Below are 24,541 nucleotides of genomic sequence, written 5' to 3'. Positions count from 1 at the left end.
GAAATTTGAGCTTCGAAACGAAGTGGAGAAGCTTAAATTTATCCATGTGAATTTGCTTTGTTAGGTTCGTAGTTTTCAGGTACTAAGTAGTCTAGTATTGCGGATGGCCCTCTATTTGCAAATTTGTTAAGAGGATCATCCGGAGGAAGGTACTTTAGACCCGCATAACGAAAACCTTCTGGTGGTTGCATAATTAGTGACTTCTTAGGTGAAGCCTCGCGTAGTGCGCAATAGTAAGAGACTCGAGGCTCCAAATCTTTGAACACGGTAGGCAGTTGCAATGACCGGGCATGATTAAAGTACTCATCGTAAAGTATTCCCAAGGCGTCCAAGCCTACACGAGAGTAAGAATCACCTCGCATGACAAGATTTATTACTATTTCTTTTGATATAATTAACCCTGCGTGTCGAATGATTCCGTATATTTGCTGGGCTATCATATTGCCTTCATGGGTTCCTTTCATTCGATTACCAAGTTTAAGAGCTTGGGTAATCAAAGCATTCAGGCCAGCTTCTCCAGCATATGGTGCTGATGCGTTTACAATTTCCCCAACTGCGCGAACGACATCAAGTTTCCCAATTGCTGAAGCACAGCGCATGGTATCGAGCAACGCAAGTACGAGCTGGACTTCCCCTTCCCACTTTGCGATTGACTTGAGCTCCGATGAAAGCCCGATTTCTACAGTCTTATTAATCGACACCCATTCAGTCCAACTCTTTTGATTCGTTGAAAGTGGGTCCTTCTGTGAACGTTGGACTAATAACCACTGCTGTAACCAGATGTACCATGCTTGCTTCGTGTTTAAACAGACCAATATAAGTAACACTGGGTATCGGCATGTTGAGGCATACTGTAAATACTTCCTGTCGATTTGAAACTTAACGCACCCATTTCGGGTTTTAGCTTTCTTGACAGTTTTGACTTGGACCTTGAGTAGATCACCTCTAAGGTCTTCTTCATCAAGCTCTAATTCGAGATCGATCCCATAATCCTCACCTACCTCTCTTGATAGCCAGTGAGGATGCTCTTCGATATGTGATGAAAGCCATTTATGGCCTTGAGCACCTATTTTCTGAGCAAATATTCGCTTCGACATGAAGAACCTAACAGCTAAATATACGACAACGGTTTTGGGGAAATACGACAAGTTGTCGTATATCACTCTTCGATAGATATGTAACGCTGTTACCTAACGCACTGAAATAGCGACTAATATATTCAGGGAGACAAACTTTGAATCTGGGGAAAGACGACAGCCTGTCGTATATCTGCAGAGATGCGACAAAATGAGCCTTCATAAGAGTCATTTTCATTCATTGTCCTTAAACCGGTTGGCACTTGATCCTTAGTGTCTCAATACTTACACAGATTTCCCCCCTGTGAAATACTGTTTCTATTCACAGTACAGGGATCTCCATCATAAGTTCTCCGGTTATTGCTCTGTCGCGACAATGATCTCTGCACTGCCCTGCGCCATAAACAGGTTGTTCATTTCACATCGCTTTTAGTCAACGTTCCGTCCAACATCGCTCGATAAAAGGCCTCCACGTAAGCACACTGAAGCCCCGCCCTACCATTAAGACCTGAAACCTAAAGCTGATACTTTGTTACCTATCCTCTTGAGACTCAGCCTCATCCCGGGCATGCTCGGCGGCCCAGGTACCTGCCGCTTCCACCGCCACTGGCGAGGCGGTGGGTAGCACAGACAGGTAACTTTCGGTCTCGTCCACCGGCACAACCGAGCGCTTGCTCATGTGATACAGCGCATACAGTGCATAGAGCGCGATGGCAGCGAAAGTGGCACACAGCACCAGCCAGAAGGTGAACGGGCCAAACGTTTCCATCCCCCAGCCGGTTACTAATGGGCCGGCGATAGCACCCAGCCCGAAGGTGAAAACCAGCCCCCCGGAGGCAGCTGGCATATCCTCTGCGTCAAGATAATCATTGGTATAGGCCAGCAACAGCGCATACAGCGGCGTCGTCACCCCTCCGGCGAAGAAAGCGGCCATCATCAGCGACCACAGAGCGCCACCGGTAACCCATCCCAGCAAGCAGGATACAACACCAATAAACGCAGCCCCGCAGATCAACTTGCGCCGGTCTATCCGGTCCGAGAGCCAGCCGATGGGGTATTGCAGTACCAGCGCTCCGGCGAACAGCATCGCCACAAACAGCGAGATCTGCGTCGCTGTCAGCCCGATCTGGGTGCCGAGGATCGCGGCCATACCCGATTGCGTGGCGTAGACAATGCCCAGCAGAAAGATACCCACGGTGCCCAGCGGTGAGCCTTTGAAAAGATCACGCAGGGACATCGGTCGCGCGACCTCGGCCGCAGGGACTGAAGTCGCCGACAGAAGGATAGGCGCAAACGATATCGATACCAGAATTGAGGCGCCAATGAAAAGCACGGAGGTGCCCGCATCACCCAGCGTCAGTAACCCCTGCGCGCCAATGATACCCAGCGTCTGCGCGATCATGTAGGCCGACAGTACCGAACCACGGGTTTCATTGGTGGCGGCGTTATTCAGCCAGCTCTCGGCGGTGACATAGACGCCCGACATACAAAAGCCGATCAGCACCCGCAGCACTGTCCAGGCCCAGGGATCGGTTAACAGCGGAAATGTAATCAGCCCCGCGGACATGAAACTGCCCAGCGCCGCAAAGACACGCACATGCCCCACCCGCCGGATCATCAGCGGTGAGATACGTGCGCCCGACAGAAAGCCCATGAAATAACCCGAGGTGACAATGGCCAGCTCGAGGGCTGAAAACCCCTCGATGCCACCCCGCAGGCCGATAAGGGTGAAGTGCATGCCGTTGCCCAGCATTATAAAGACGATGCCGAGTAGCAGAGGCCAGACCCTGGAGATTACTTGAATCATGTCACGTCCTTACAAAAAATGGAGATTCAGTTTCGTTTACAAAATGCGTCAGATAGGCATTTATGAGCTAAAATGCAGGGCTTTTTAAAGTGGATACCGTGCTCATTGTTAAGCATCGTCACCACTACCTTTACTTGACCAACAGAAGAAAAGCCTAAGGTAATCCATTCCAATACTCTTTCACGTTCACGACCAGGCGTGTCACACTGGCGACCTGTTTGCACTGCAAGACAACCACTACTGACCGGAAGCTATCAGCGCCAATCGTTGGAATCCCCCAAGCATAGACCATCAATAGTCGATTATAAATTTACCTCAGAGTTCTCTGGGCTCCAGGTGGTAAAGGCTTTTTCTACCCACAATAAAAAAGGCTTACCGAAGTAAGCCTGAAAAGAGGGGGAATTACTTTCTGACCGACTTAGAAGAAAAGCGCCAGCCCCAGGTTTACACTGCTGTTTTCCAGTTTATCACCCAGATGATTCTTCGCATTAAAGCGCGAATACTCGGCGATCATCAGCAGGTTATCCGTGAGGTTATGATACGCACCGATGGTCGCTTTGGTCTGGCTTTTCATCAGCGTATCGGGATCGGCAGCGGTCTTATCCAGGCGGGTCTGTCCCAGACTGATACCATACTTAGTGGCATCAGCCTGATAAGTCAGCTGTCCAAAGCAGCCTTTTGAGCGACGCGCTTCACCATTACTATCTGCGGCGTCAATAAACAGACCTGCGGTACCGACCCCATCGGCAGTAAAGCAGGACCCAACCACTCCCAGATCGTTAAATGTGTAGCTGGCGGTCAGATCAACGGCATTGCCGGTATAATCGGCACTGCCCGCCTTGACGGTCTGACTGAGAAAGCTGGCGGAGACGAAACCATTCTCACTGTTAAAGCGCAATTTACCGTGTATGCCTGGCAATGAGGAACCACTGTCACCGGTGGTACTGACACCCGCCCCCAGACTAATCAGATCCAGCGGCTGAAACACACCGATAGTGGCTTCCGTGCTGTCACCCAGCGGTTTAGAGAAACTGATCTGAGAGATACGGTCAGTAAAAATATAGCCATACCCCACACTACCAAAACTGGTGTTCAAGGGACTCTTGACCAGTCCGTGGGCCCCCACACCGATCAGCGACATATCGGCCAGAATCACATCCAGCGCAAACACACCGTAATCACGGCCCGCTTTAATGGTTCCCATACCCTCTTTCGTTGCTAACAGAAAGGCCCGGATCGCCTGATCATCATCCTGACCATTAAACGCAGCGTTGGTGGTCAGCCCCGGCTCCAGTGCAATATTCGCGGAGATATCGTAACCCTGCTGCTGGGTTGCCACCGTCCACATAATCGACGCGGGAATATAGCCGTTTGAAACCGACGAGGCATTCTCTCCAGTACATAGCAGCGCGTTCGCATCCACCTGATTGCCGGAATCATCACACTCGGCAAATACAGCATGGCTGTTCACGTTGCCGGAAACGCCCAGGGTCCAGTCACCGGCTTCAAGTGTCAGTGCCTGAGCCTGTCCAGCGGTTGCAGCCAAAGCCAGAGCGGAAAGCAGTTTTTTCATTTCAGTTACCTTCTTTTTGTTATTGTTAATTTTTTACGGGCGCAACCTGCCCTGCCGGGCTGGCAAAACAGGATGCAATTGTGGAAAACTGGCCGCCGTAAAAGCGGCAGCCAGAGGAGCAGAACCTAGTTGGTTAGCGATTCATCGCGAACAAACCAGTGATGTTTCGCGCTATTGAGCAGCATCAGATAGACGCAGAATGACACCAGGAAAGTGATGGGGGCGGAGAACAGTGCCAGCGAGGCATTGGCGTAGTTGAGGATGATGATTCCCAGACCCGCACCCGAGAACCAGGCGATCAGACCACAAGGGTTAAATGAGGTTACACGTTGAGGACAACACTCGATATGCCCGCCAAACAGTTGGTCATATTTAGGGGAGAAGATATGCGCCAGCGCAATCGCCACCCAGGCCACCACGAAGATCCCCTGATAGGCCAGTGCCTGCAGAATAAAGCTGAACACATTCGACAGCATCAGGGTGTAAACCACCGCGCCGACGGCGATCGCCCAGAAAAAGCGCGGCACGGAACTGAGGCCAAAACGCTCAAAAAACGCCTGCATATTCTCGGCAGCCAGATAAAAGTTGGCGGTGTTGATACGGGTCTGGCTGACCCAGACAAACAACAAGCCCCAGATCCCCATCAGCTTCAGAATCGCCAGCACCACTGAGACTTCTGACAAACCGCCCTCCGTCGGAATTGTCGCCGCCAGAAAGATCCCAACCATGCCGTTGATCATAAAGGTAAACAGATAGAACGGCATACCAAAGTTGATAGTGGCATGAAAGCGGGAGTCATCCTCCTTACCGAAACGGGCGTAATCCCAGGTGTACATCATCAGAATCCAGACACCCATGAAGTAGGTAAAGCAGTTCCACCAGCCATTTTCAGGATTACCGCTTTGCGGCCCCAGGTTCAGCCAGGCATTGCTGTAGCCGTATTCATTGATGGTTACCGCCACCGCGGCGATCAGCCCAAGAATGTAAAACGGCAGCAGAATACCGTTAAATTTATCCAGCCAGTTCTGCACACTGCCAAATACCAGCGGCACGCTGTACAACACCACTATCAGATAGGCCACTTCTATACTCAGCGAGGGGAAATACGCCTGAATCGCCACCGCGATAACAGAGCCTTCAAACACCGAATAATAGATCGCCGTCGCGAAGAAGATCAGGGTTGCCAGCGTCGCGCCGACTTTACCGAACAGCACCCGGGAAAAAAGTGCTACCGACAAGCCGGTGCGGATTGCATAGCGGGTGATCACCGCATTGATCAGTCCATACGTCACCACCGACAAGGCCAGACCGATCAGGGTATTAATGGTACCGAAGTTCATCGCCAGTGTTGCCGACACCACCAGCCAGAACATCGCGCTGCAGATTGCCCACCAGGCCATGCTCAATGAACCACGGTTCATTCGCTCCTCATGGGGCACTGACAGAGTGGCCGAACCACTGTTTGTTTTTATATTTCCAGCCATAACTACTCTCTCTTATTATTAAAATGTCCCTGATTAGGGATGAATTCAGAATAAGAGAACCGCGCAAGAGATTATTGACGATAGGTGCATCAGTTTTTGTAAATCAGGGAATAGCGGTGTGCCCTATCGGCCCCGCGACGCGGCTTAAGAGATAATGGCAGTGATATCCGGCCAATTACTGCTAATCTGGTAATACCCTCGTTTGTTACAGGAGGTACCTCTGATGTCCAGTAAAACAATATTACATCCACCGGAAGCCCCACTACCGAAAACCTTTACCCGGATTATGGGACGCTATCCTGACTACGCGGCGGCGGTAGAGCAGTTGGGAAAAGCGGTCAGGGATGCCGGACCTATCGATGAAAAGACGGCGCAGCTGATCCAGCTGGCGGCAGCAGCCAGTATCCGTTCTGAAGGCGCATTACACAGTCATGTAAGACGAGCCCGGCAAGCCGGAGCAACGACTGAGGAGATTCAGCACACACTGATTCTGTTAACCAGCACGATAGGACTGCCTACGGTGATGGCAGCGCTGAGCTGGATGGAGGAGTGATGCCCAACCCCCTGCTGCGCGCTATGCAAAGCTGCCTGGGTACAGAGTTATATGTTTGAACCTGCGCCCCAGATGGGGTCTACTTTGCCTCGCGCATCTCTCTGGCGGTGCAGCCAAACCGGGATTTAAACAGACGACAGAAGTGCGCCTGATCATTGAAGCCCCAGCGATACGCTATTTCCGCCAGTGTGGTATGGCGGTTGCCGGCACGGATATCGTTGAGGGCCGACTGCAACCGCAGCTCCTTTATCCACTGGCCGACCGTCTGGTCTGAGTCTTTAAACAGTTTATGCAGATAGCGGGTGGAGATATTACAGGCTACTGCGATCATATCCGGGGAGAGTTCTGAGCGCTGGATATTATCCCGCACAAATGCCTCAATATTGCGCAGATGAACGTTACGCAGATTTGCTTCATTGCTCATCAGCACCCGGTCATCGTTTTCCATGCTATGCGCCAGCAGGTCGATCAACTGACTACTGAGAATATCGTGGGCCACTTCATTGGTATAGGAGGCCTGCTGCACCATGGTTCTCAGAAAGCTGAAGAATACATTGCCCATCCCTTTGCTTTTATCAAACTCCATATAGAGAAAGCGTTCCGGCTGACGGATACGGGTCTGCAGCAGAGAGACCGGCACCCTGACAACCCAGAGGGCGTTATCTTTGCTATAGCTGAACTCATACGGAAGATCACTGCGCTCAAGAATAAACGCACCGGGATTACACACGATGGTACGATTCGCCTGGGAAAAACGGACCTGATCCTGCGCTGGAACGGTGATCAGAAAATAGGGTTCAGATTCATCGATCTGCTGCTTCACTCGTGTAAAGCAGGTGGCAGAGCTTTCCATCCGCGAAATACCCACCCGGCCCATCTGCCACTGACTCAGATGACCATGAAACTCGCTCGGATTGCGAAAATCCAGCTCCAGAGGGAAGTAGGCATTTTCAATCACCTCTCGCCAGTAATCCTGTCGCTCGCGCTGGGGCAGCAAGTGGGTGCTGTAACGATTGTGCATATATGAACACCTCTCTTTATTGTTATTGAGTCCATATGGCTGTTAATTGTACCCCTGTTTTTATTAAGGGCAAATACTCTGATCGTCTACCGATCTCCCTGTCAGTCTAAAAAAGCAGTCAGATAGGCCGAAACCCGTCTGACTGAATATCCTGCCATCAGGATAGTGAAGTTAAACAACTAAACGACTGCCTCACCGTTGTCTCTAAGCACAACCATGAGGCAGCGTAATCCGCATCAGCAGCGGGTCAGGCGATAACACTGGTTTGGTTCAAGCACCAGTTGCCAGCCGGGACGTACAACAATATTGGTGGTGGGCTCCTCCACCACAGCAGGCCCCCTGATCACAATCCCGACATCCAGTTTCGGGCCGGAATATACGGCGGTATCGGTCCAGTGCCCATCGGCATCAAACAGTGCCGGACGGTATCCGATCAGTGCGTCTTCAGCTTTACCGCCCCGGGGCTCCAGTGTCTGGAAGTTAGGCTTGGCAACATTGCCGACCATCGTTGATTCGATGTTGACCAGCTCTACCGGATTGTGCGGCTCTGAGTAGGTGTACAACTCTTCGTGACGTTTGTGGAAATCATCCAGAATAGCGGACATCTTTTCCCGACAGATTTTGCCCGGGTAGATCTCCACATTACACTCATGGATCTGACCGACATAACGCATCTCAACACTACGGGTATAACTGATATCATCGGCATTAAAGCCATCAGAGATCAGATGTTCACGCCCCTGCTGCTCCAGATCTTCAAATTTGGCGTTCAGCGCATCCAGATTGGCATCATCATCCAGCCGCATCGGTTCTGATGCCAGATAGTTATAGCGCACGTCTGAGATAATCTGTCCGAAGGCACAGAACACCGAAGAGACTTTCGGCACCAGCACGGTGGTGCTGCCGATCTCCTCCGCCAGTGCGGTGATATGCATCCCCGCCGCACCACCGGCGCAGAGCAGAGCAAAATCCCGTGGATCATAACCGCGTTCGATGGACACCCGACGAATACCGTTGACCATATTCAGATTGACGATGGTGCTGATGCCGTAGGCGGCTTTCTCAACACTGATCCCCAACGGATCTGCCACATGCTCTTTAACAGCGGCAATTGCCGCATCCCGGTTCAGTTTAATGGTGCCGCCCAGCACCGCTTCGGGGTTCAGATAACCCAGCACCAGGTTGGCATCGGTGACCGCCGGAATAGTACCGCCCTTACCGTAGCAGACAGGACCCGGTGTGGCTCCGGCACTTTCAGGTCCGACCTGCAGCATGCCATACTGATCCACCTGGCAGAGTGAACCACCACCAGCCCCCAGCGTTTCCACCTGAATCATCGGCACACCAATACGATAACGCAGGAAATCGATATTCTTGTTCAGGTTGGTCTGACCATCTTTGGTCAGGGTGATATCAAACGAGGTGCCGCCCATATCCACAGTGATAACATTGTCGATACCAAACGGCTGACCGACAAACAAGCCTGCCTGGGGTGCCGATGCAGGTCCTGAGTTAATCGCGTTGACCGCCCGCCCCTGCATCGCTTCGCCAATCGCCAGTCCGCCATTGGACTGGAAATAGCGTACCGGGTATTTTGCCCCCAGTGACTTAAAGTAATCATCGATCTTCTGCACATAGCGTCGCATCACCGGGCTCAGGTAGGCATTCACCACCGTCGTTGAGGTCCGGGTATACTCCCGCACCTGTGGGTAAACCTCACTGCCGGTACAGACAAACACCCCCGGCATCATCTCCTGCACAATCTCCTTAGCGCGTTTTTCATGGGCTGAGTTACGCACCGCCCAGACAAAAGAGATTGCCACACTTTCAACACCCTGTGCCTTGAAATAGCTGACAGCATCGCGCACTTCCTGCTCACGCAGTGGCAGATCCACTTCACCGGTACCGATAACCCGTTCATTGATGGGACGACGCAGATGGCGTGGCACGATCATATGGGCCGGCGGGAAGTCAGCTTCATAACGATAGCCCTCCTCTTTATGCCCCAGACGGATCTCCAGGCTGTCTTCATGCCCGGCGGTGCAGAGCAACCCCACCTTGACGCCTTTCTTTTCGATCAGAGCGTTCAGGGCAACCGTCGTACCATTGATACAAAGATCACAATCCTGCACGATCTCTTCGATTGAGCGGCCCACCGCTTCAGATATCTGTGTCAGGCCCGCTTTAATGGCGATAGTGCCATCCTGGGGTGTCGAGGGGCTTTTGAAAACCCGCAATTCACCGTTGTTTTCTGCCAGTACAAAATCTGTGAAGGTACCACCGGCATCGATACCCAGACGGTATTTATTACGCATAATTCCGTTCCTTAATTGTTCTTGTTATCGGTCTTACTGCTGACGCAGCGTAGCTGTGGCCTGCTGATCAACACTCATGGTGCGGACGTCAATGACGACGCCATATTCCTGTGCTGCAGCCTCCAGAGAGATCAGGCCGTTCTGATAATCCGACAGCACCGCTTCGGCGGGGCGACACTTAGGCTGACCAAAGCCACCGCCACCGGGGTTATAATTGGCCACCCGTTCGCCGGGTTTAACGGTGAGAATGGTATTGGCCTTGTAAACCTGTTCCTGTTCACCTTTCACCACCAGCTTGCCCAGCTTCGGCTCAATAAGCTGATTCTCAGCACCGGCAGCGCCCATGGTTGGAATCTGCCGTCCCTCACCAAAAGCAACGACGGTCATATCATGGTTGATAGGTTCAACTTCCCACACCGTACCGGAACCACCCCGGTACATACCGGCACCGCCGCTGTCCTGAATCAGACCATAGCGACGAATAATGATCGGGTAGGAGTACTCCAGCAGTTCGATATCACCGGAGCTCAGGGCACCGAAACAGCACAGCGGACCACAGGCGTGCCAGCCATCCATCACCTGAGTCGCACCGGCACCGGAGATAATCGATGCCAGCACCATGGTCACATACTGCTCGCCGGTGCGCGGATCGATACCGGCGATGTTGATGCCGCTGGCATGCCCCCAGGAGGCAGCCACCCGATCCGGAGCCGCCTGTTCCAGGGCTTTACGGACGGCATCGGTCAGAGTTTCCATCGGCGTGGTGGTACAGTTCACATGGGGAGCCGGTTCCTGAGCGTTACACAGCGTTCCTTTGCGGCCCAGGTCAACTGATACGCAGCGGTATAAGCCTTCGTTGTAGGGCGGCGGCAACTGCGCAAACATCATCAGTCCAAGATATACACCGGACATTGAGTTGCCTTCGTAGGAGTTAATAAAGTAGGGAATCTGAGGCGGGCTCTGTACTTCAATGTGCAGTTTATCGCCCTTGATTGTCACTTTAGAGGTGATCTCCATCTCGCCGAAACCATGACCGGAATCTTCCAGCACCGCAGAACCGAAGTATTCACCATCCGGGACCGCTTCGATCAGCGAACGCATCTGCCGGTCTGCCATGTTTTTAAGCTCGGCGATACAGGCCTGAATCTGTTTTACGCCATACTTATCCAGCAGCGCGATCAGATTGCGCTCACCGACCCGGCAGGCACCGTACTGCGCATTCAGATCGCCTTCCTGATCGCGGCGGGCACGCATATTGGTGAGCAACAGATTAACCACATCTTCCCGGCGCTTACCCTTTTCCCAGAGTTTTACCGGTGGAATCCGCAAACCTTCGGCATAGATCTCTTTTGCATCCGGGTTATAGCCTGCCGGTACCGGCCCACCGATATCGGTCAGATGGCCTTTACACACCGTCCAGAACACCAGTTCACCCTGATAAAAAACCGGCTTGTACATACAGCAATCGAGTATATGGCTGCCTTTATAGGCGGGATCGTTATGATAGATAACATCCCCTTCGTGGATATCATCACCAAAAAACTGAGCCACCTCTTTCATCGCCGGAATCAGCGACCCCAGATGAATCGGGATATCCTGCCCCTGAAGAATCATCTCCGGAAAATGGTCAAACAGCGCATTACTGTAATCATGGGCCAGATTGAAGACACTGGAACGACCGGTTTTCTCTAATGTCAGCGTCATCTCCCGTTGCGCTGTTTCCAGCGCTCCGCGGACAACGGCGAGTGTGATTGGATCGACACTGGTAGACATGTTGTACCCCTTATTGTTTTTGTATGAATCGGGTTTGCCCTGTCCGTCTCCGGGTTCAGGGTCAAACGGGTTAACAAACAGTCTATGAGCGGAAGCTGTCTGTTTATTGATAGGCGGTGACTTATTCTTTGTCTGTGAGTGAACAGAGGGTTAAGTTCTGGAGCAGGCCGACTGAACAAAAGTGATATAACGCATTGCTATCCCGATAAAGATGTAAATTTGCATCCTGGGTGGAACGGCTATTGTTTCCACACTGAAAGCAGGCTTTAATTAGCAACTTAGAGATCGCTGATTAAGGTTTGCTGATTTGTCGAAGTTTCACCGTGTAGCTAAACAGCCCCTGATGTTGTGGCACGATGCCATTGCCGGGATTATCACCCACGGGGTGAATGACGAAGCCGTTGATAATCTGATGGACACCCTGCGCAGAGTGGTCGATGCCGATGGCAGCACTCTGATTGTCTACCCTGAAGGCCGACAACCCTATTGCCCGTCACGTAAACGCCGTAAAGGTGAAGACCCACGTATCCATATCGATCAGTATCTGGAGAGCGCCTACCTGCTGGACCCATTCTATCGCCTGGCGACCGATGGTTCTGCCGAAGGGGTTTATAGCCTTGCTGATGTTGCCCCGGATGGCTTTAAACAGAGTGAGTTTTATCGGGTGTATTACCGGCTGGTCAATTTTGGCGATGAGATCTGCCTGATTATCCCCACTGAAAATGCCAGCATTCAGGTCTCAATCAGCCGTCAGGACAACAAGCCTAAGTTTACCGCCGCCCAGCAGGGGCTGATACAACGGGTTTTCTCTACCGTTAAAGCGATTCTGCTAAAGTGGTGGGGCAGCTCGCAACAAGTACAGAAAGACCATTTTCTCGATTCCCATCTGGAGTGTGCCCTGAGTCATTTCGGCAGTTCGGTACTCACCCAGCGAGAAACCCAGATTTTACAGCTGATCTTGCGTGGCTATGCGGTGAAATATATCGCAGAGAAGCTGGAGATCAGCCCTGAAACCATTAAACACCACCGTAAAAACATCTATGCCAAGCTGGATATCAACTCTCAGGCAGAGATGTTTCATCTGTTTATCGACTCATTACGGATGGTGACCCCTGATTCACCACCGGACCCTCTCACCAACTATCTGAAACCTCCAGCCATGCGCTGATAGCTGTCTGAGTTGCCGGATCTGTTCAGAACACAGCCGTTGGCGCCGCTGTAGCGGCACCTTCGGCAATATCATAAAACGTGACAATTGCGTTAAATTTAAAACAGTGCGTGCCGCAGCAACTAAACTTAAGCTATGTTACGCAGCACGATCATCACTTCAGGACTACTGCTGTTTGTCAGTCCCCTCATCCCTGCCCAACTGACAGCTGAAGAGCTGCTGGTTGGCAAAACCTGTCCGGTCACATTTCAGAATCAGGCCGTCGGCATTCTGGTATTTTCCCGGGCGTGGTATCACAGCAGCAGAAACAACGCGGCTTACATCCCGGGCGATAATGCCACTGGGGTTGGCCTGGAGATACATTTCTTCAGCAATGATGCCGGGGATACTGAGCAACTCAACCTGCCCAACTGTGATCGTTACAGAATATTGCAGGTCCGTCACAGCAATACCCGCATGGTTTCGGGCGAGCATAGCTCACAGATCGATGTCCCGGAGCAGTTTCTTGCCCCCTTCTACGACAATGATCCGCTTGAATATGGCCGGGGCGTCCACCAGGTACCAGCAGATGATCATGATAAACCCTGGCGTGGGCGACCGGTCAGAGCGTCTACCGTTGCCATCTACGATACCCCCTATATGTCTGACTTCTGGGGCAAGGAGGGGGAAAACATCGATGTCCGTTTTGAAACCTGCGTGGTGTGCCAGCGGGATCAGCATTATGATGCGCTGCTCTCCTGCGGTCAGTGGGGATATCAGCGCTCATACATGGGAGGCATGACCGGCTGGGCAGAGCCTGAATTCCAGCCGGTTCAATGCCTGCCACAGCCTTCAGAGAGATTCAAAACCACGCTGAATAATTCCAACCGCATCGAATATAACTACTGGCTTCACTGGCGATAAAAACGCTTGATTGTTTCAACAATATCAACCTATTCTTCTAAAAGTTGATCAGTGCCTGGAGACAATTAATGGCATACCAGTACACCGTTAAGGAGTGTGATTACTACCTGCGGGTTGAAGTTATGGGAAGCAGAGACCGGACCGATGTAACCACTGAATCCCTGAGAATGTGGCAGGATGTTGCCAGTGAGTGCAAAAAGAAGCGCATCAATCTGATTCTGGCGGTCTTCCGGCTCAGCGGTATACGTTCACTGATGGATACCTTCAATATTGTTGAAGGAGTTCAGAACTGGCTCTGGCCGGAACTGGCAATCGCCTACATCGATACCGACCCGCTTAACCAGAAAGAGAACATCATTGCCGAGCAATCCGCCATGATGCATGGCATAAACTTTCGCGCATTTCTGAGCGAAGAGGATGGCATCCAGTGGCTCAAAGCGATGCACTCAAGCCAGAAACACTGAATCCAAAAAGCCGCGTCAATCGCGGCTTTGTCTTCAAGCATCTTTTTCCTGAGATATTATTTTTCCAGAAACAGTGCTCCCCCCTCAGGATGCAAATATCAAATGGGGTAGCCAAAGCGCTATTCCCGTAAAGATAACCACCAGTATCAGACCAATAATCTGCAGCGTAATAAACGAAATACCCCTTTATACAGATCGTTGATCGTTATAAATGACGGGACCACCGAGCGCATAAAAGAGCTTATAACCAAAGGGCTGCATCAGACCCGGCATCATACCCGCTGCAAACAGCTTAACCACCGATTCCCGTGCAAGAAATGCATAGACGATCATCAGTACACTTGATGGATGAAGCCAGAATAAAAGGCTCCCAACTTAAAGATATTTTCCGTATTTTATTGGTTACACTGTCCATATTGTCAGAGTGTTTAAGGCCGGGTATGAAAGTAGAAGAGCTTTATCGTCGGGATTTAAATCTGTTAGTCGCGTTGCAAGTTCTGGTTGAGGAACGCAGTGTCAGCAGAGCTGCAGCTCGTTTAAACCTGAGCCAGTCAGCAATGAGCCGGGTTCTGGGGCGATTGCGCAGTTTGCTGGGTGACCCTTTATTTACACGCCAGGGGCAGAATCTGGTGCCTACAGAGAAAGCTTTATCAATGAGTAGCGCTTTAGATGAGCCTATTGGGTCTCTGAAACAGCTTTTATCTCCTATTGATTTTGACCCCAGGTCTTGTGATCAAACATTCACGATTGTAACAACTGATTATGCAATGCAAACTATTTTACCCTTTGCTTTACCTCGCATATATCAGGAAGCACCTAATGTCGCCTTTGAATTTTTGCCACTACAAGATGAGCACTTGAAAGAGCAACTCACTTACGGCCGGGCTGACTTAGCTATTTGCCACCCAATTTACTCTATTGAACCATTACAGTACGGAGGACTGGGTCGTGTCGGGGTCTCCTGTCTATTATCTAAACAACATCCGTTAGCTCATAAACAGATGTGTCTGGATGATTATTTGAATTTTCCTCATGCCATGATTGCCATTAGTGATGGGGTTAAATCTCTTATTGAACGGGCATTAGAAGATAAACCGAAACGGCGCATGGTTCTGAGGGCATATCATTTAGAAGCTGCGTTGGCTATTGTGGATATGATGCCATTAATTATCACTGTACCTGCCGATTTAGCCCACTTAGTTTCAGAGCGTTATGACCTGATCGTAAAACCTCTGCCATTTCATTTCACATCGTTTGATTATTCCATGATCTGGCACCCTCGCTGCGAACATTCACCTGCACAAGAATGGTTGAGAAGTGTCGTAAAAGAAGAGTGTGGCAAGCTAATCGCTAAACGTGTGGTAGAGATGGGACTGGATACAGAAGCGGATGCCATGGCTCCGCCTGATTAATACTCAAAACAGGGTGAGTTCGTTGTAAGTGCATCTTAAAAATCCGGGCATATTCATATGAAACTGCACCGCTCATTCCCTGGTGCAAGGCTATTCTCAATGGCAAATTTAATATATGTATAATTTGCATAGATTACTTCCCTTTTTATCATTTGAGTCACCTCTGAATACTCTCTACACTGCGCGCTCATCTCGTAGTTGAGCGCATATAAGCACTTGTTTCCATCCACTTTCGCTAAGGCTCTGAGGCTGCTAACTATGTTGCGTCTGCCATTAATTTTTGTCTACCGCTTACCAGGCGTTAGAGAGAATCGTGGCAGTGCAAGCCATAAATCATGGCGGTCACCAACCCATAGGCGTTAATGAAAAGCACCCTCATACCCAGGCATTTTTAAGAGCAATTTATGTTTACTTTCCGGTTTCCACTCCTGGTTTGGCTGGGTATAGGGATTTTGATTACCAGCCTGGGGATCAGGCAATCCTTTGGTATTTTCATGATGCCTGTTTCCGACTACTTCCACACCGGACGTGAGTTCTTCAGCTTTGCCATTGCATTGCAAAACTTGCTTTTTGGCGCCTTCCAGCCATTTGTGGGTATGGCCGCCGACCGTTGGGGCCCGAAGCGCATCATCATTTTAGGTTCGGCCTCTTATGCCGCAGGCCTGTACTTAACGTCGATCACTGTCGAGCCCACTATGATCTACCTATCCCTGGGTGTGCTTGTTGGGCTCGGTTTAAGTGCCACCAGCTACGTGATCGTACTGGGCGCTGTCGCAAAAGTGGTCCCCGCGCAACATGCGGCTAAAGCCTTTGGCCTGACCACCGCTGCCGGGTCATTTGGCATGTTTGCGATGATTCCTGGTGCGCAAACATTGTTGAGTATTTATGATTGGCAAAGTGCCATGCAGATATTCGCTGTCATGTGTAGCTTTATTGTGGTGTTTGCATTTTTCATCAATATGGCAAAGGGAGAAGCGCATACTCACACGGTTCACGAAGACCTGCAAACGCTAAAAGAGGCTTTGAAAGAAGCCTTTACGCACAAAGGATACTGGTTGATTCATATCGGCTTTTTTGTGTGTGGTTTCCATGTCATGTTTATCGCCACTCACCTTCCCAGTTATGTGTTAGATAAAAACCTACCGGCCTCAGCGGCTGCCATGGCACTGGCTTACGTCGGTATATTCAATATCTTTGGTTCATACTTTTGGGGAGTCATGGCAGACCGCTATAGCAAGCGTTACGTGATGTCTGCGCTGTATGTGATGCGTACGGTTGTGATCAGTGCTTTTGTGATATTCCCTACCACCGAAATAACGGCTGCAGTCTTCGGCGCTGCTATCGGTTTTTGCTGGTTAGGAACGGTGCCACTGACATCGGGTTTAGTTCGCCAGATCTTTGGATCTCGTTACCTGTCAACACTATACGGATTGGTGTTTTTCTCTCATCAGGTTGGCAGCTTTTTAGGCGCATGGACCGGTGGTGTCATCTATGATTATTACGGCTCATACGAACCCATTTGGTGGTCTGCAGTCGCGCTGGCATTTCTCTCTGCATTGATTCATCTTCCAATCAATGACAAACCAGTCTCACGTATAAGGATGGAAACAGCCTAATTCTTAACGGCTCCGAAGACAGGATGTCAGGAGTCTCCTTTTGTTATTGATCTCTATCACCCCGACAGACAGCGCAATGCGGTTCACTTAAGCATTGGAGCCTAAGCTGAGCTTGTTAGAAAATCCGATGTCAGTGATGACATCGGATTTTTTGAGCGGCTTTTTAAATGATTCAATCAGATCCTTTCATCATCAGGATTCAAAAATCAGATTGGGCAACCAAAGCGCTATTTCCGGAAAGATAACCACCAGCGCCAGGCCGATAATCTGCAGAATAATAAACGGAATAACCGCTTTATACAGGTCGTAGATCGTGATGGATGGCGGGGCCACCGAGCGCATGTAGAAGAGATTATAACCAAAGGGCGGCGTCAGATAGGCGGTTTGCATGCTGATGATAAACAGCACGGCGAACCACACCGTATCAAAACCCATCTCCTGCACAATCGGCACAAACAGGGGAACGGTGATAAAGACGATGGCAAAATCATCAAGAAACATCCCCAGAATGAAGTAAGTTGCCAGCATCGCAACGATCACCAGATAGGGCGAAAGATTAGAGTCCTGAACCAGTTCAGTAATCAGCATTCCCGCACCCAGACCGATATAGATCTTACTGAAAAACACTGCTGCTATGGTAATCCAGAGCAACATCCCCATCAGTTGGGTAGTGCTCATCAGCACCTCTTTGAGCATTTTCAGATTGAGCGTGCGATAGATCGCGGCACAGACCAGCGATCCGGCTGCTCCCACCGCAGACGCTTCAGATGGAGACGTAATTCCGCCGATAATAAATCCCAGCACCGTGGTAATCAGAGCACCCGGCAGAATCAGCGCCTTCAACGCTTTCAGTTTATCCAACGCCCCCAGACGCTCTGAAAGTGAGATAGAGGGAGCTTTCTCGGGATTCTTGAGGGCAAACAGGAAGATATACAGCATATAGATACCGGCCAGCATCAGGCCCGGCATCATACCGGCTGCAAACAGCTTACCCACCGACTCCCGTGCAAGAAATGCATAGACAATCATCAGTACACTGGGAGGAATCAGAAAGCCTAATGCACCACCGGCCATAATGGTTCCGGTCACCAGTTTCTTATCGTAACCACGACTCAGCATCGATGGCAGCGCAATAATCCCCAGACTCACCGTTGCCGCACCCGAAACGCCCGCCATGGCAGCGATAATGGCACAGATAACCACGGTCCCCATACCCAGTCCACCGGGTATACCACCCATGAGCTTATTGATCATATCAAACAGATCATCGGTAATACCGGAACGCTGCAGCATCAGGCCCATAAAGATAAACATCGGCAGTGCCACCAACAGGAAGTTGTCCATCGCCGAAAACGCACTGGTGGCAAGTAACTCAAGCCCGGCAGGCCCCCACAGAAAATACGCCGAACCGGTACCAACCGTCAGCAGCGCCCAGGTTAACGGGGCTCCCATTGCCAGCAGGATCAGCATTGAGAAGAACATGCCAAAGGTAACCACTAAGGGATCTAGATCTAACACAAATACACCTTCGCTTAAATGATGACTGACCAGTAAGCAATCAGATTGCCTACCGGTTCAGATAGAGGGAGCTACGGAGCAGTAGCCGGAAAACAACCTGAATCAGACTTGCGCTTCTGGTTGAATCCCGATCGCTACCATAAAGCTGCGAATCAATGCAGCGATGCTCTGTAGAATCATCAGCCCCACCGCCAGGGGTAGCACAGACTTAAAGGGATACACGACCGGACCCCAGGTACTTTTAGAGGAAACCTCTCTGATCGCCCAGGAATCGGCAGCGAAATTAAAGGTTATGTAAAAGAACACTGAAAACACCACCAGACCGATCAGGCCGGTGATCACATCCAGCACGGCCCGCCCCCGCTCCGGGAACAGGTTATAGATCACTTCACTGCGTACGTGGCCATGGTGTTTATGGGTATAAACCCCCGCCAGAATACAGAAAGTACCGTACAGCATGGTGGTCGATTCGTGCGCCCACGAGGTGGGGCTGTTAAACAGATAACGCGCCGTCACCTCGTAGCAAAGCCCTGCAATCATGGCCAGACACAACCAGCTGAAGGTCCGGCCAACCCACTCAGATACCCTGTCCTGAAACGCAAGATATTGAGAAAGTTTTGCCATCAGACTCTCCCGGTCGCCTTAGCCGTCGCAGTAATGGCCGCAATCGCTTTGGCATTACGTGGCGACTTGGCCGCTTCCTCTTTCCAGACATCCATTGCTGCAGCGGTCAGCGCTTTAGAGTCCGCTTCAGGCAGTGAAGCAAACTCAAAGATCCCCTCACCGTTAACATCCAGACAACCGTTGACGTTCCAGGCATGCATATTCACCGCGTGTTTAGCAGTTGCCAGTTCCAGGGACTTCTGCTGATCTTCAGACAAAGACTCCCACTTCTTCATATTGATCAGCATGCCGTCGGCATAACCTGGGTTGATCATATTCAGATAGGTATAATATTTAGCAGACTCGTGCAGTTTCAGTGCTTTATATTCCAGTGATCCACCATAGATCACACCATCAATGGCACCGGTAGACAGGGCGACATAAAGCTCCTGACTTGGCAGATAGACGGTTGGGATATCAAACTTTTCCAGGATACCGGCAACCGTCGCAGTGGCGCGGATCTTCATGGTTTTCAAATCTTCGAGGCTTTTCACCGGTTTAGTTGTCAGCAGATCGTAAGGACCGCCAAAAATAGCTCCCAGATATTTAACCCCTTTCTCGGCATAGGCCTCTTCCAGCAACGCTGTCAGGCCCTGCTTCTGATGCAGATAGATCGCTTCATCATAGCTGGTCCAGGCGCCGGGAATACCCGATTCAATTTTGCCGATATCCAGCTGTCCAGCCCAGTATCCGGCATATCCCTGACACATATCCAGGGTGCCTTTAGATACTGCATCCAGCATCTGGTCATTAGGCACCAGCTCTGAACCACGGAAACGCTGAATGCGCACGCTTTTGTTGGATACCGCTTTAACATCGTTAGCGAACATTTTGTAAAGGTCATCAGTCTCTGTACCGTACAGAGTTTGCATACGCAGACGAACATTATCGCCGGCATTCGCCGTTGTTGATGACAGGGCCAGTGGTGCTGCTGCAATACCGGTTGCAGCCGCTTTAAGCAGATCTCTTCTCTTCACTATCGTTGTCCTTTTATTATTAAGTCTGATGGCTCAGGTTTCCGTCGGGTCACAGCTAATCTATTAATTGATTTTTGCTGTGAAACACCTGATTTATAGATCTACCACTCAGGGGGTAGATGTTCGTTATTTTTAACATCGCTTATTAAAAATAGAAAGCACAAGTGTTCATAAAAAAGATACGACTCATCTGAGCCGAGCATTTTTGACCGGATTTTCTTCATTGTGCCAAACCATTCACCTGCTACCATATTCACGCGTAATCTATTGTTTTAATGACTTAAATCAGTAAAAACAAGCCTGTTTTATGCATCCAAAAAGTCCTTCCTCTCACTCTGCTATGTAAGACTACCCTTTTCAGGGGATGACTTTTGTTCGATATTCAAAACATATATCAAACAATAGAAAATCATAAAATATCGCTATCAATAACAATATTATGAACATCTTTATCAAATTGACTCTATTGCCCGAAAATCGCCAGGACGACAGAGAGATTAGCCATCATGACGCTCTCAACTGTCACTCTGTGAACCGTTTTCTCTGAACCACTTTCTCTAAACCCTGAGGCGAGCTGTAATTTTCACCTCCAACCCCGTAGAATCGACACCTATACCAGTCAATAACAACTCTTCCAGATCTGGTTCCTTTTCAATTAATATGATTCAGTACCCGAATAAAGTGCCGGGAACGAGCAAGGGCGGCAAAAGCCCTGAGGAACTCTGATGTCTCAAGCATTACTTCTTGCGCCCACAGGTGTCGGTGCAGGTCTAACTACCGCTGTGCTGGGCCTGTTTCAGGCGATGAACCGCCAGGGGATAAAAGTTCACTTTTTTAAACCGATCGCCCAGGGAAATGGCCATAGCACAGATATCACGATCGCTATGCTGCAGGGAGACTGCTCCTCTCCAATCGCCAACCCGGTTCCTATTCGTGATGTAGAACAACTGGTAAGTCAGGATAAAGGCAATGAGGTTCTCGAACAGATCGTCGCCCGCTATGAGCAGAGCCTGCCAGCCGATAATGAAGTCGTAATTATCGAAGGGATAGTGCATACAGAAGGCCAGCCCTACGCTACCCGTATTAACCAGGAGATCGCCAAGGCTCTGGATGCTCAGGTGGTACTGGTGGCAACCCCGGGACACGACACGGTTGAAGCCCTGCAGGATCACATCGATATCACTGCCCGGGCCTACGGTGGCATCAAAAGCAAGCAGTTGCTGGGTTGCATCCTTAGCAAACTGGGTGCACCGATTGACCGCGAAGGCCATATGCAACCGTTCCTGAGCACCGGGAACACCGTCACCCACAGTCTCACCGAAGAGGTTATCCGCGAACACGCCACTATTTTTAACAATCAGTTCCGCCTGCTTGGCTGCATCCCCTGGAACCGTGACCTGATCACCCCCAGAGTGAAGGATATCTCAGACTATCTGGGCGCCTCTGTAATCAACACCGGTGAGATCGCTACCCGCCGGGTTACCCGCATAGCCCTGTGCGCCAAAAGTGTAGCCAATGCCATCAATGAGTTACGCCCCGGCACGCTGATTTTCACCCCCGGTGACCGGGACGATATGATTGTAGCGGCCTGCATGGCGGCCGTTAATGGCGTAGAACTGGCAGCGCTGATACTCACCGGCGGGGTTACGCCCTCGCCTGCGGTACTGAAGTTATGCGCAGGGGCTTGCGAGTCAGGCCTGCCCATTCTCAGCATTCCAATGGATAGCTGGCAAACAGCCATGGCGATGACTCAGCTGAATCAGGAAACCCGGGCGGATGATCTGCCCCGCATACGGGATATTAAAGAAGCCACTGCGGCGCATATCGATCGCGAGTGGCTGGCAACCCTGGTGGATAGTCATTACCAGCGTCGCCTCTCACCCCCAGCATTCCGCTATCAACTGATTAAACGGGCACGCCTGGCGAATAAAGTGATCGTCCTGCCCGAAGGCAATGAACCGCGCACAGTCAAAGCGGCGGCTATCTGTGCAGAGCGGGGAATCGCCCGCTGCGTTCTGCTGGGTAATACCAAGGAGATCCTACAGATTGCCAAAAACCAGGGCGTGACACTCAACGAGTGTGTCACCATCAGCGACCCGCAGTTGATTCGCCAGAACTACATCAGCCGCCTGGTTGAACTGCGACGACATAAAGGGATGACCGAGATCATCGCCGAAGAGCAGCTTCAGGATAATGTCGTACTGGGCACGCTGATGCTGGAGATGGGGCACGTGGATGGGCTGGTCAGCGGCGCTGAACACACCACCGCCAACACCATCCGGCCACCGATGCAACTGATCAAAACCGCCCCTGGTTGCAACCTGATCTCATCAATTTTCTTTATGTGTCTGCCTGAACAGGTGCTGATCTATGGTGACTGTGCCATTAATCCTGATCCCAACGCTGAGCAGCTGGCGGATATTGCTATCCAGTCAGCCGAATCTGCCGTCGCTTTTGGCATCCCTCCCCGGGTTGCGATGATCAGTTATTCGACCGGAGGTTCAGGCCAGGGTGCTGATGTTGAGAAGGTCCGGCAGGCCACCCGCATCGCGCGGGAGAAACGTCCGGATCTGCTGATTGATGGCCCCCTGCAATATGATGCAGCCGTCATGGAGAGCGTCGCCAGATCAAAAGCACCGGGCAGCACCGTTGCAGGCCAGGCAACGGTCTTTATCTTCCCAGATCTGAACACCGGTAATACCACCTACAAGGCAGTGCAACGCAGTGCAGATGTCATCAGCATCGGCCCTATGCTACAAGGGATGCGCAAGCCGGTGAATGATCTTTCCCGGGGCGCTCTGGTCGACGATATAGTTTTCACTATCGCCCTTACCGCAATCCAGGCAGGCGCTGGCGACAACCGACAGGACTAACCTTCAGCCCTGACAACCAGTGCCATGCAGACAAAAAAAAGCCGCTGTTAACACAGCGGCTTCAAAGAGGACAATTAATCCAGACTTGCCGGATGATTAAATTGGCCACAGCAGTTGAACATCATCGGAAAGCTGTTCTGTAACATATATCTGAGTGAGAGAGAGCAGATATCCAGTACAAACCATAGTACCCGAGTCAATTACTGACTAATTATATATAACCAACCAATTCAGTCAAGAATTTTTTGAGCAATATTTAACCATGGCAGCGTCACGATTAATTCGTCCTTCACTGATCCACAGCTAACCAGACAACGTAGGATCAAGTATATAAAACCGATATGAGCAAGGATCAGAAATGAAGCGAATATCCGAAACAACCGATATTCCGGTCGGCATCAGCGCATGTGTTATGGGTGAACAGGTGCGTTTTAACGGCGGTCATAGTCAGTCAAAAATCTGCCAGGTTCAACTGGCGAAACATTTCCAATTTGAACCATTCTGCCCTGAAGTTGCGGCTGGATTCGGCATCCCACGTCCTACCATGCGTCTTACCGGAAATCCAGACGACCCTGATCTGATTTTTTCCCGCCCCCCGGCGGATGGTTCAAACGAGCCGGAGGCCGACCTCAGCAAACAGTTGATGGATGCCTGCCAGCCGATGCTGGAGCGTTGTCAGCGGTTGGATGGTTTTATTCTGAAGAAAGATTCTCCCAGCTGCGGTATGGAACGGGTTAAAATCTATCAGCCATCCGGCCACCCTCACGAACAGAGAGGTTCCGGCTTATTTGCCCGGGCATTAATGCAGCGCTTCCCCAATCTTCCTATCGAGGAAGATGGCAGGCTGAACGACGCCCAGTTACGGGAAAACTTTGTTATGCGGGTATTTGCGCATCACAACTTTCGCACCGAGGTGACCGATCAACCCAGCTTTCATAAGCTGCTGCAGTTTCATAGCAGTTATAAATACCTTTTAATGGCCCATAATCAGACCGCATACCGTGAACTGGGGAAGATGCTGGCAGTAGCTCACAACGAGCCATTGGACGCCCTGTTAAAAACCTATCATGAGCAGTTTATGTCCGCGATCAGTACACCTGCCTCTCGAGGCTCTCATTGCAATGTGATGCAACATATCATGGGCTATCTGAAACAAAGCGTTGACAGCTCGGCGCGTCAGGACATTCTTAACGTATTCGAACAATACCGTGTGGGAGAGGTCAACCTGATAACACCGATGACGCTGCTGTCACACTATATCAACCAGAATGGCAGTGAATATATTCGTGCACAGCGCTATCTCGAACCCTATCCAGCCCATCTCGGACTGCGCAACCAGGTATAA

Annotated in this window: 19 protein-coding genes; 8 read left to right on the top strand and 11 right to left on the bottom strand. The window is 50.7% G+C overall.

Annotated features, from left to right (window positions below):
* Positions 1-38: 38 nt before the first annotated feature.
* The 4 genes from BMY09_RS09065 to BMY09_RS09050 form a co-directional block, all read right to left on the bottom strand.
* Positions 39-1,097, bottom strand: coding sequence for a DUF4365 domain-containing protein (locus tag BMY09_RS09065; protein WP_139203169.1), 1,059 nt, complete (start codon positions 1,095-1,097; stop codon positions 39-41).
* Positions 1,098-1,608: 511 nt separating this feature from the next.
* A complete protein-coding gene (locus BMY09_RS09060; RefSeq protein WP_091356880.1) occupies positions 1,609-2,883 on the bottom strand; it encodes an MFS transporter in 1,275 nt (424 codons plus the stop codon).
* A 418-nt stretch (positions 2,884-3,301) separates the two neighbouring features.
* Complete coding sequence (locus BMY09_RS09055; RefSeq protein WP_091356878.1) at positions 3,302-4,456, bottom strand: porin; 1,155 nt, start codon at positions 4,454-4,456, stop codon at positions 3,302-3,304.
* Between the two features lie 125 nt (positions 4,457-4,581).
* Complete coding sequence (locus tag BMY09_RS09050; RefSeq protein ID WP_091356876.1) at positions 4,582-5,940, bottom strand: purine-cytosine permease family protein; 1,359 nt, start codon at positions 5,938-5,940, stop codon at positions 4,582-4,584.
* A 223-nt stretch (positions 5,941-6,163) separates the two neighbouring features.
* Here BMY09_RS09050 and BMY09_RS09045 point away from each other — a divergent pair, with 223 nt between their 5' ends.
* The gene (locus BMY09_RS09045; protein ID WP_175483490.1) at positions 6,164-6,493 is read left to right on the top strand and encodes a carboxymuconolactone decarboxylase family protein; all 330 of its coding nucleotides are present in this window, start codon (positions 6,164-6,166) and stop codon (positions 6,491-6,493) included.
* A gap of 79 nt (positions 6,494-6,572) precedes the next feature.
* On the opposite strand, the gene BMY09_RS09040 is transcribed toward BMY09_RS09045, so the two are convergent.
* The 3 genes from BMY09_RS09040 to capB form a co-directional block, all read right to left on the bottom strand.
* The gene (locus BMY09_RS09040; protein ID WP_091356873.1) at positions 6,573-7,514 is read right to left on the bottom strand and encodes an AraC-like ligand-binding domain-containing protein; all 942 of its coding nucleotides are present in this window, start codon (positions 7,512-7,514) and stop codon (positions 6,573-6,575) included.
* Positions 7,515-7,750: 236 nt separating this feature from the next.
* Positions 7,751-9,829 (bottom strand): caprolactamase subunit alpha, encoded by a 2,079-nt coding sequence (gene capA / locus BMY09_RS09035; RefSeq protein ID WP_091356871.1) that lies wholly within the window; start codon positions 9,827-9,829, stop codon positions 7,751-7,753.
* Positions 9,830-9,862: 33 nt separating this feature from the next.
* The gene (gene capB, locus BMY09_RS09030; RefSeq protein ID WP_091356868.1) at positions 9,863-11,602 is read right to left on the bottom strand and encodes a caprolactamase subunit beta; all 1,740 of its coding nucleotides are present in this window, start codon (positions 11,600-11,602) and stop codon (positions 9,863-9,865) included.
* Between the two features lie 307 nt (positions 11,603-11,909).
* On the opposite strand from capB, the gene BMY09_RS09025 reads away from it, so the two are divergent.
* From BMY09_RS09025 to BMY09_RS09015, 3 genes are all read left to right on the top strand, one after another.
* On the top strand, positions 11,910-12,770 hold the full coding sequence (locus tag BMY09_RS09025; protein WP_091356865.1) for a response regulator transcription factor: 861 nt from the start codon (positions 11,910-11,912) through the stop codon (positions 12,768-12,770).
* Positions 12,771-12,905: 135 nt separating this feature from the next.
* On the top strand, positions 12,906-13,673 hold the full coding sequence (locus tag BMY09_RS09020) for a hypothetical protein (RefSeq protein ID WP_091356863.1): 768 nt from the start codon (positions 12,906-12,908) through the stop codon (positions 13,671-13,673).
* Between the two features lie 68 nt (positions 13,674-13,741).
* Entirely contained in the window at positions 13,742-14,137 is a 396-nt protein-coding gene (locus BMY09_RS09015; protein ID WP_091356860.1) for a hypothetical protein, read from the top strand.
* 186 nt (positions 14,138-14,323) lie between these two features.
* Here the strand turns inward: BMY09_RS09015 and BMY09_RS22175 are convergent, their stop codons facing one another.
* On the bottom strand, positions 14,324-14,470 hold the full coding sequence (locus BMY09_RS22175) for a hypothetical protein (protein WP_175483489.1): 147 nt from the start codon (positions 14,468-14,470) through the stop codon (positions 14,324-14,326).
* 11 nt (positions 14,471-14,481) lie between these two features.
* On the opposite strand from BMY09_RS22175, the gene BMY09_RS09010 reads away from it, so the two are divergent.
* Positions 14,482-15,549 carry a LysR family transcriptional regulator gene (locus BMY09_RS09010; RefSeq protein ID WP_245756536.1) on the top strand — a complete coding sequence of 356 codons (1,068 nt, stop codon included), beginning with the start codon at positions 14,482-14,484 and terminating at the stop codon, positions 15,547-15,549.
* A 404-nt stretch (positions 15,550-15,953) separates the two neighbouring features.
* Entirely contained in the window at positions 15,954-17,165 is a 1,212-nt protein-coding gene (locus BMY09_RS09005; RefSeq protein ID WP_091356859.1) for an MFS transporter, read from the top strand.
* A 192-nt stretch (positions 17,166-17,357) separates the two neighbouring features.
* On the opposite strand, the gene BMY09_RS09000 is transcribed toward BMY09_RS09005, so the two are convergent.
* From BMY09_RS09000 to dctP, 3 genes are all read right to left on the bottom strand, one after another.
* On the bottom strand, positions 17,358-18,683 hold the full coding sequence (locus BMY09_RS09000; RefSeq protein ID WP_091356856.1) for a TRAP transporter large permease: 1,326 nt from the start codon (positions 18,681-18,683) through the stop codon (positions 17,358-17,360).
* Between the two features lie 102 nt (positions 18,684-18,785).
* Entirely contained in the window at positions 18,786-19,307 is a 522-nt protein-coding gene (locus tag BMY09_RS08995; RefSeq protein WP_091356855.1) for a TRAP transporter small permease subunit, read from the bottom strand.
* Positions 19,307-20,323, bottom strand: coding sequence for a TRAP transporter substrate-binding protein DctP (gene dctP, locus BMY09_RS08990; RefSeq protein WP_091356852.1), 1,017 nt, complete (start codon positions 20,321-20,323; stop codon positions 19,307-19,309). Before dctP ends, BMY09_RS08995 begins: the two co-directional genes overlap by 1 nt.
* Before the next feature lie 725 nt (positions 20,324-21,048).
* On the opposite strand from dctP, the gene pta reads away from it, so the two are divergent.
* Together pta and BMY09_RS08980 are read left to right on the top strand one after the other, a co-directional pair.
* A complete protein-coding gene (gene pta / locus BMY09_RS08985; RefSeq protein ID WP_091356850.1) occupies positions 21,049-23,196 on the top strand; it encodes a phosphate acetyltransferase in 2,148 nt (715 codons plus the stop codon).
* Positions 23,197-23,554: 358 nt separating this feature from the next.
* The gene (locus BMY09_RS08980; RefSeq protein ID WP_091356849.1) at positions 23,555-24,541 is read left to right on the top strand and encodes a DUF523 and DUF1722 domain-containing protein; all 987 of its coding nucleotides are present in this window, start codon (positions 23,555-23,557) and stop codon (positions 24,539-24,541) included.

This window comes from Amphritea atlantica (assembly GCF_900111095.1).
GTDB classification, from domain to species: Bacteria; Pseudomonadota; Gammaproteobacteria; order Pseudomonadales; family Balneatricaceae; genus Amphritea; species Amphritea atlantica.
Note: the sequence above shows the minus strand (reverse complement) of the source record. Positions and strands in the feature narration are given on the sequence as shown.

Bases quoted from the DNA above. Each gene is read 5' to 3' on its own strand.
- capB (WP_091356868.1), bottom strand. From the start codon at position 11,602: ATGTCTACCAGTGTCGATCCAATCACACTCGCCGTTGTCCGCGGAGCG.
- capA (WP_091356871.1), bottom strand. From the start codon at position 9,829: ATGCGTAATAAATACCGTCTGGGTATCGATGCCGGTGGTACCTTCACA.
- BMY09_RS09060 (WP_091356880.1), bottom strand. From the start codon at position 2,883: ATGATTCAAGTAATCTCCAGGGTCTGGCCTCTGCTACTCGGCATCGTC.
- BMY09_RS09015 (WP_091356860.1), top strand. From the start codon at position 13,742: ATGGCATACCAGTACACCGTTAAGGAGTGTGATTACTACCTGCGGGTT.
- BMY09_RS22175 (WP_175483489.1), bottom strand. From the start codon at position 14,470: ATGATCGTCTATGCATTTCTTGCACGGGAATCGGTGGTTAAGCTGTTT.
- BMY09_RS09005 (WP_091356859.1), top strand. From the start codon at position 15,954: ATGTTTACTTTCCGGTTTCCACTCCTGGTTTGGCTGGGTATAGGGATT.
- BMY09_RS09020 (WP_091356863.1), top strand. From the start codon at position 12,906: ATGTTACGCAGCACGATCATCACTTCAGGACTACTGCTGTTTGTCAGT.
- BMY09_RS09050 (WP_091356876.1), bottom strand. From the start codon at position 5,940: ATGGCTGGAAATATAAAAACAAACAGTGGTTCGGCCACTCTGTCAGTG.
- BMY09_RS08980 (WP_091356849.1), top strand. From the start codon at position 23,555: ATGAAGCGAATATCCGAAACAACCGATATTCCGGTCGGCATCAGCGCA.
- BMY09_RS09010 (WP_245756536.1), top strand. From the start codon at position 14,482: ATGGATGAAGCCAGAATAAAAGGCTCCCAACTTAAAGATATTTTCCGT.
- BMY09_RS09065 (WP_139203169.1), bottom strand. From the start codon at position 1,097: ATGTCGAAGCGAATATTTGCTCAGAAAATAGGTGCTCAAGGCCATAAA.
- BMY09_RS09040 (WP_091356873.1), bottom strand. From the start codon at position 7,514: ATGCACAATCGTTACAGCACCCACTTGCTGCCCCAGCGCGAGCGACAG.
- BMY09_RS08995 (WP_091356855.1), bottom strand. From the start codon at position 19,307: ATGGCAAAACTTTCTCAATATCTTGCGTTTCAGGACAGGGTATCTGAG.
- BMY09_RS09045 (WP_175483490.1), top strand. From the start codon at position 6,164: ATGTCCAGTAAAACAATATTACATCCACCGGAAGCCCCACTACCGAAA.
- pta (WP_091356850.1), top strand. From the start codon at position 21,049: ATGTCTCAAGCATTACTTCTTGCGCCCACAGGTGTCGGTGCAGGTCTA.
- BMY09_RS09055 (WP_091356878.1), bottom strand. From the start codon at position 4,456: ATGAAAAAACTGCTTTCCGCTCTGGCTTTGGCTGCAACCGCTGGACAG.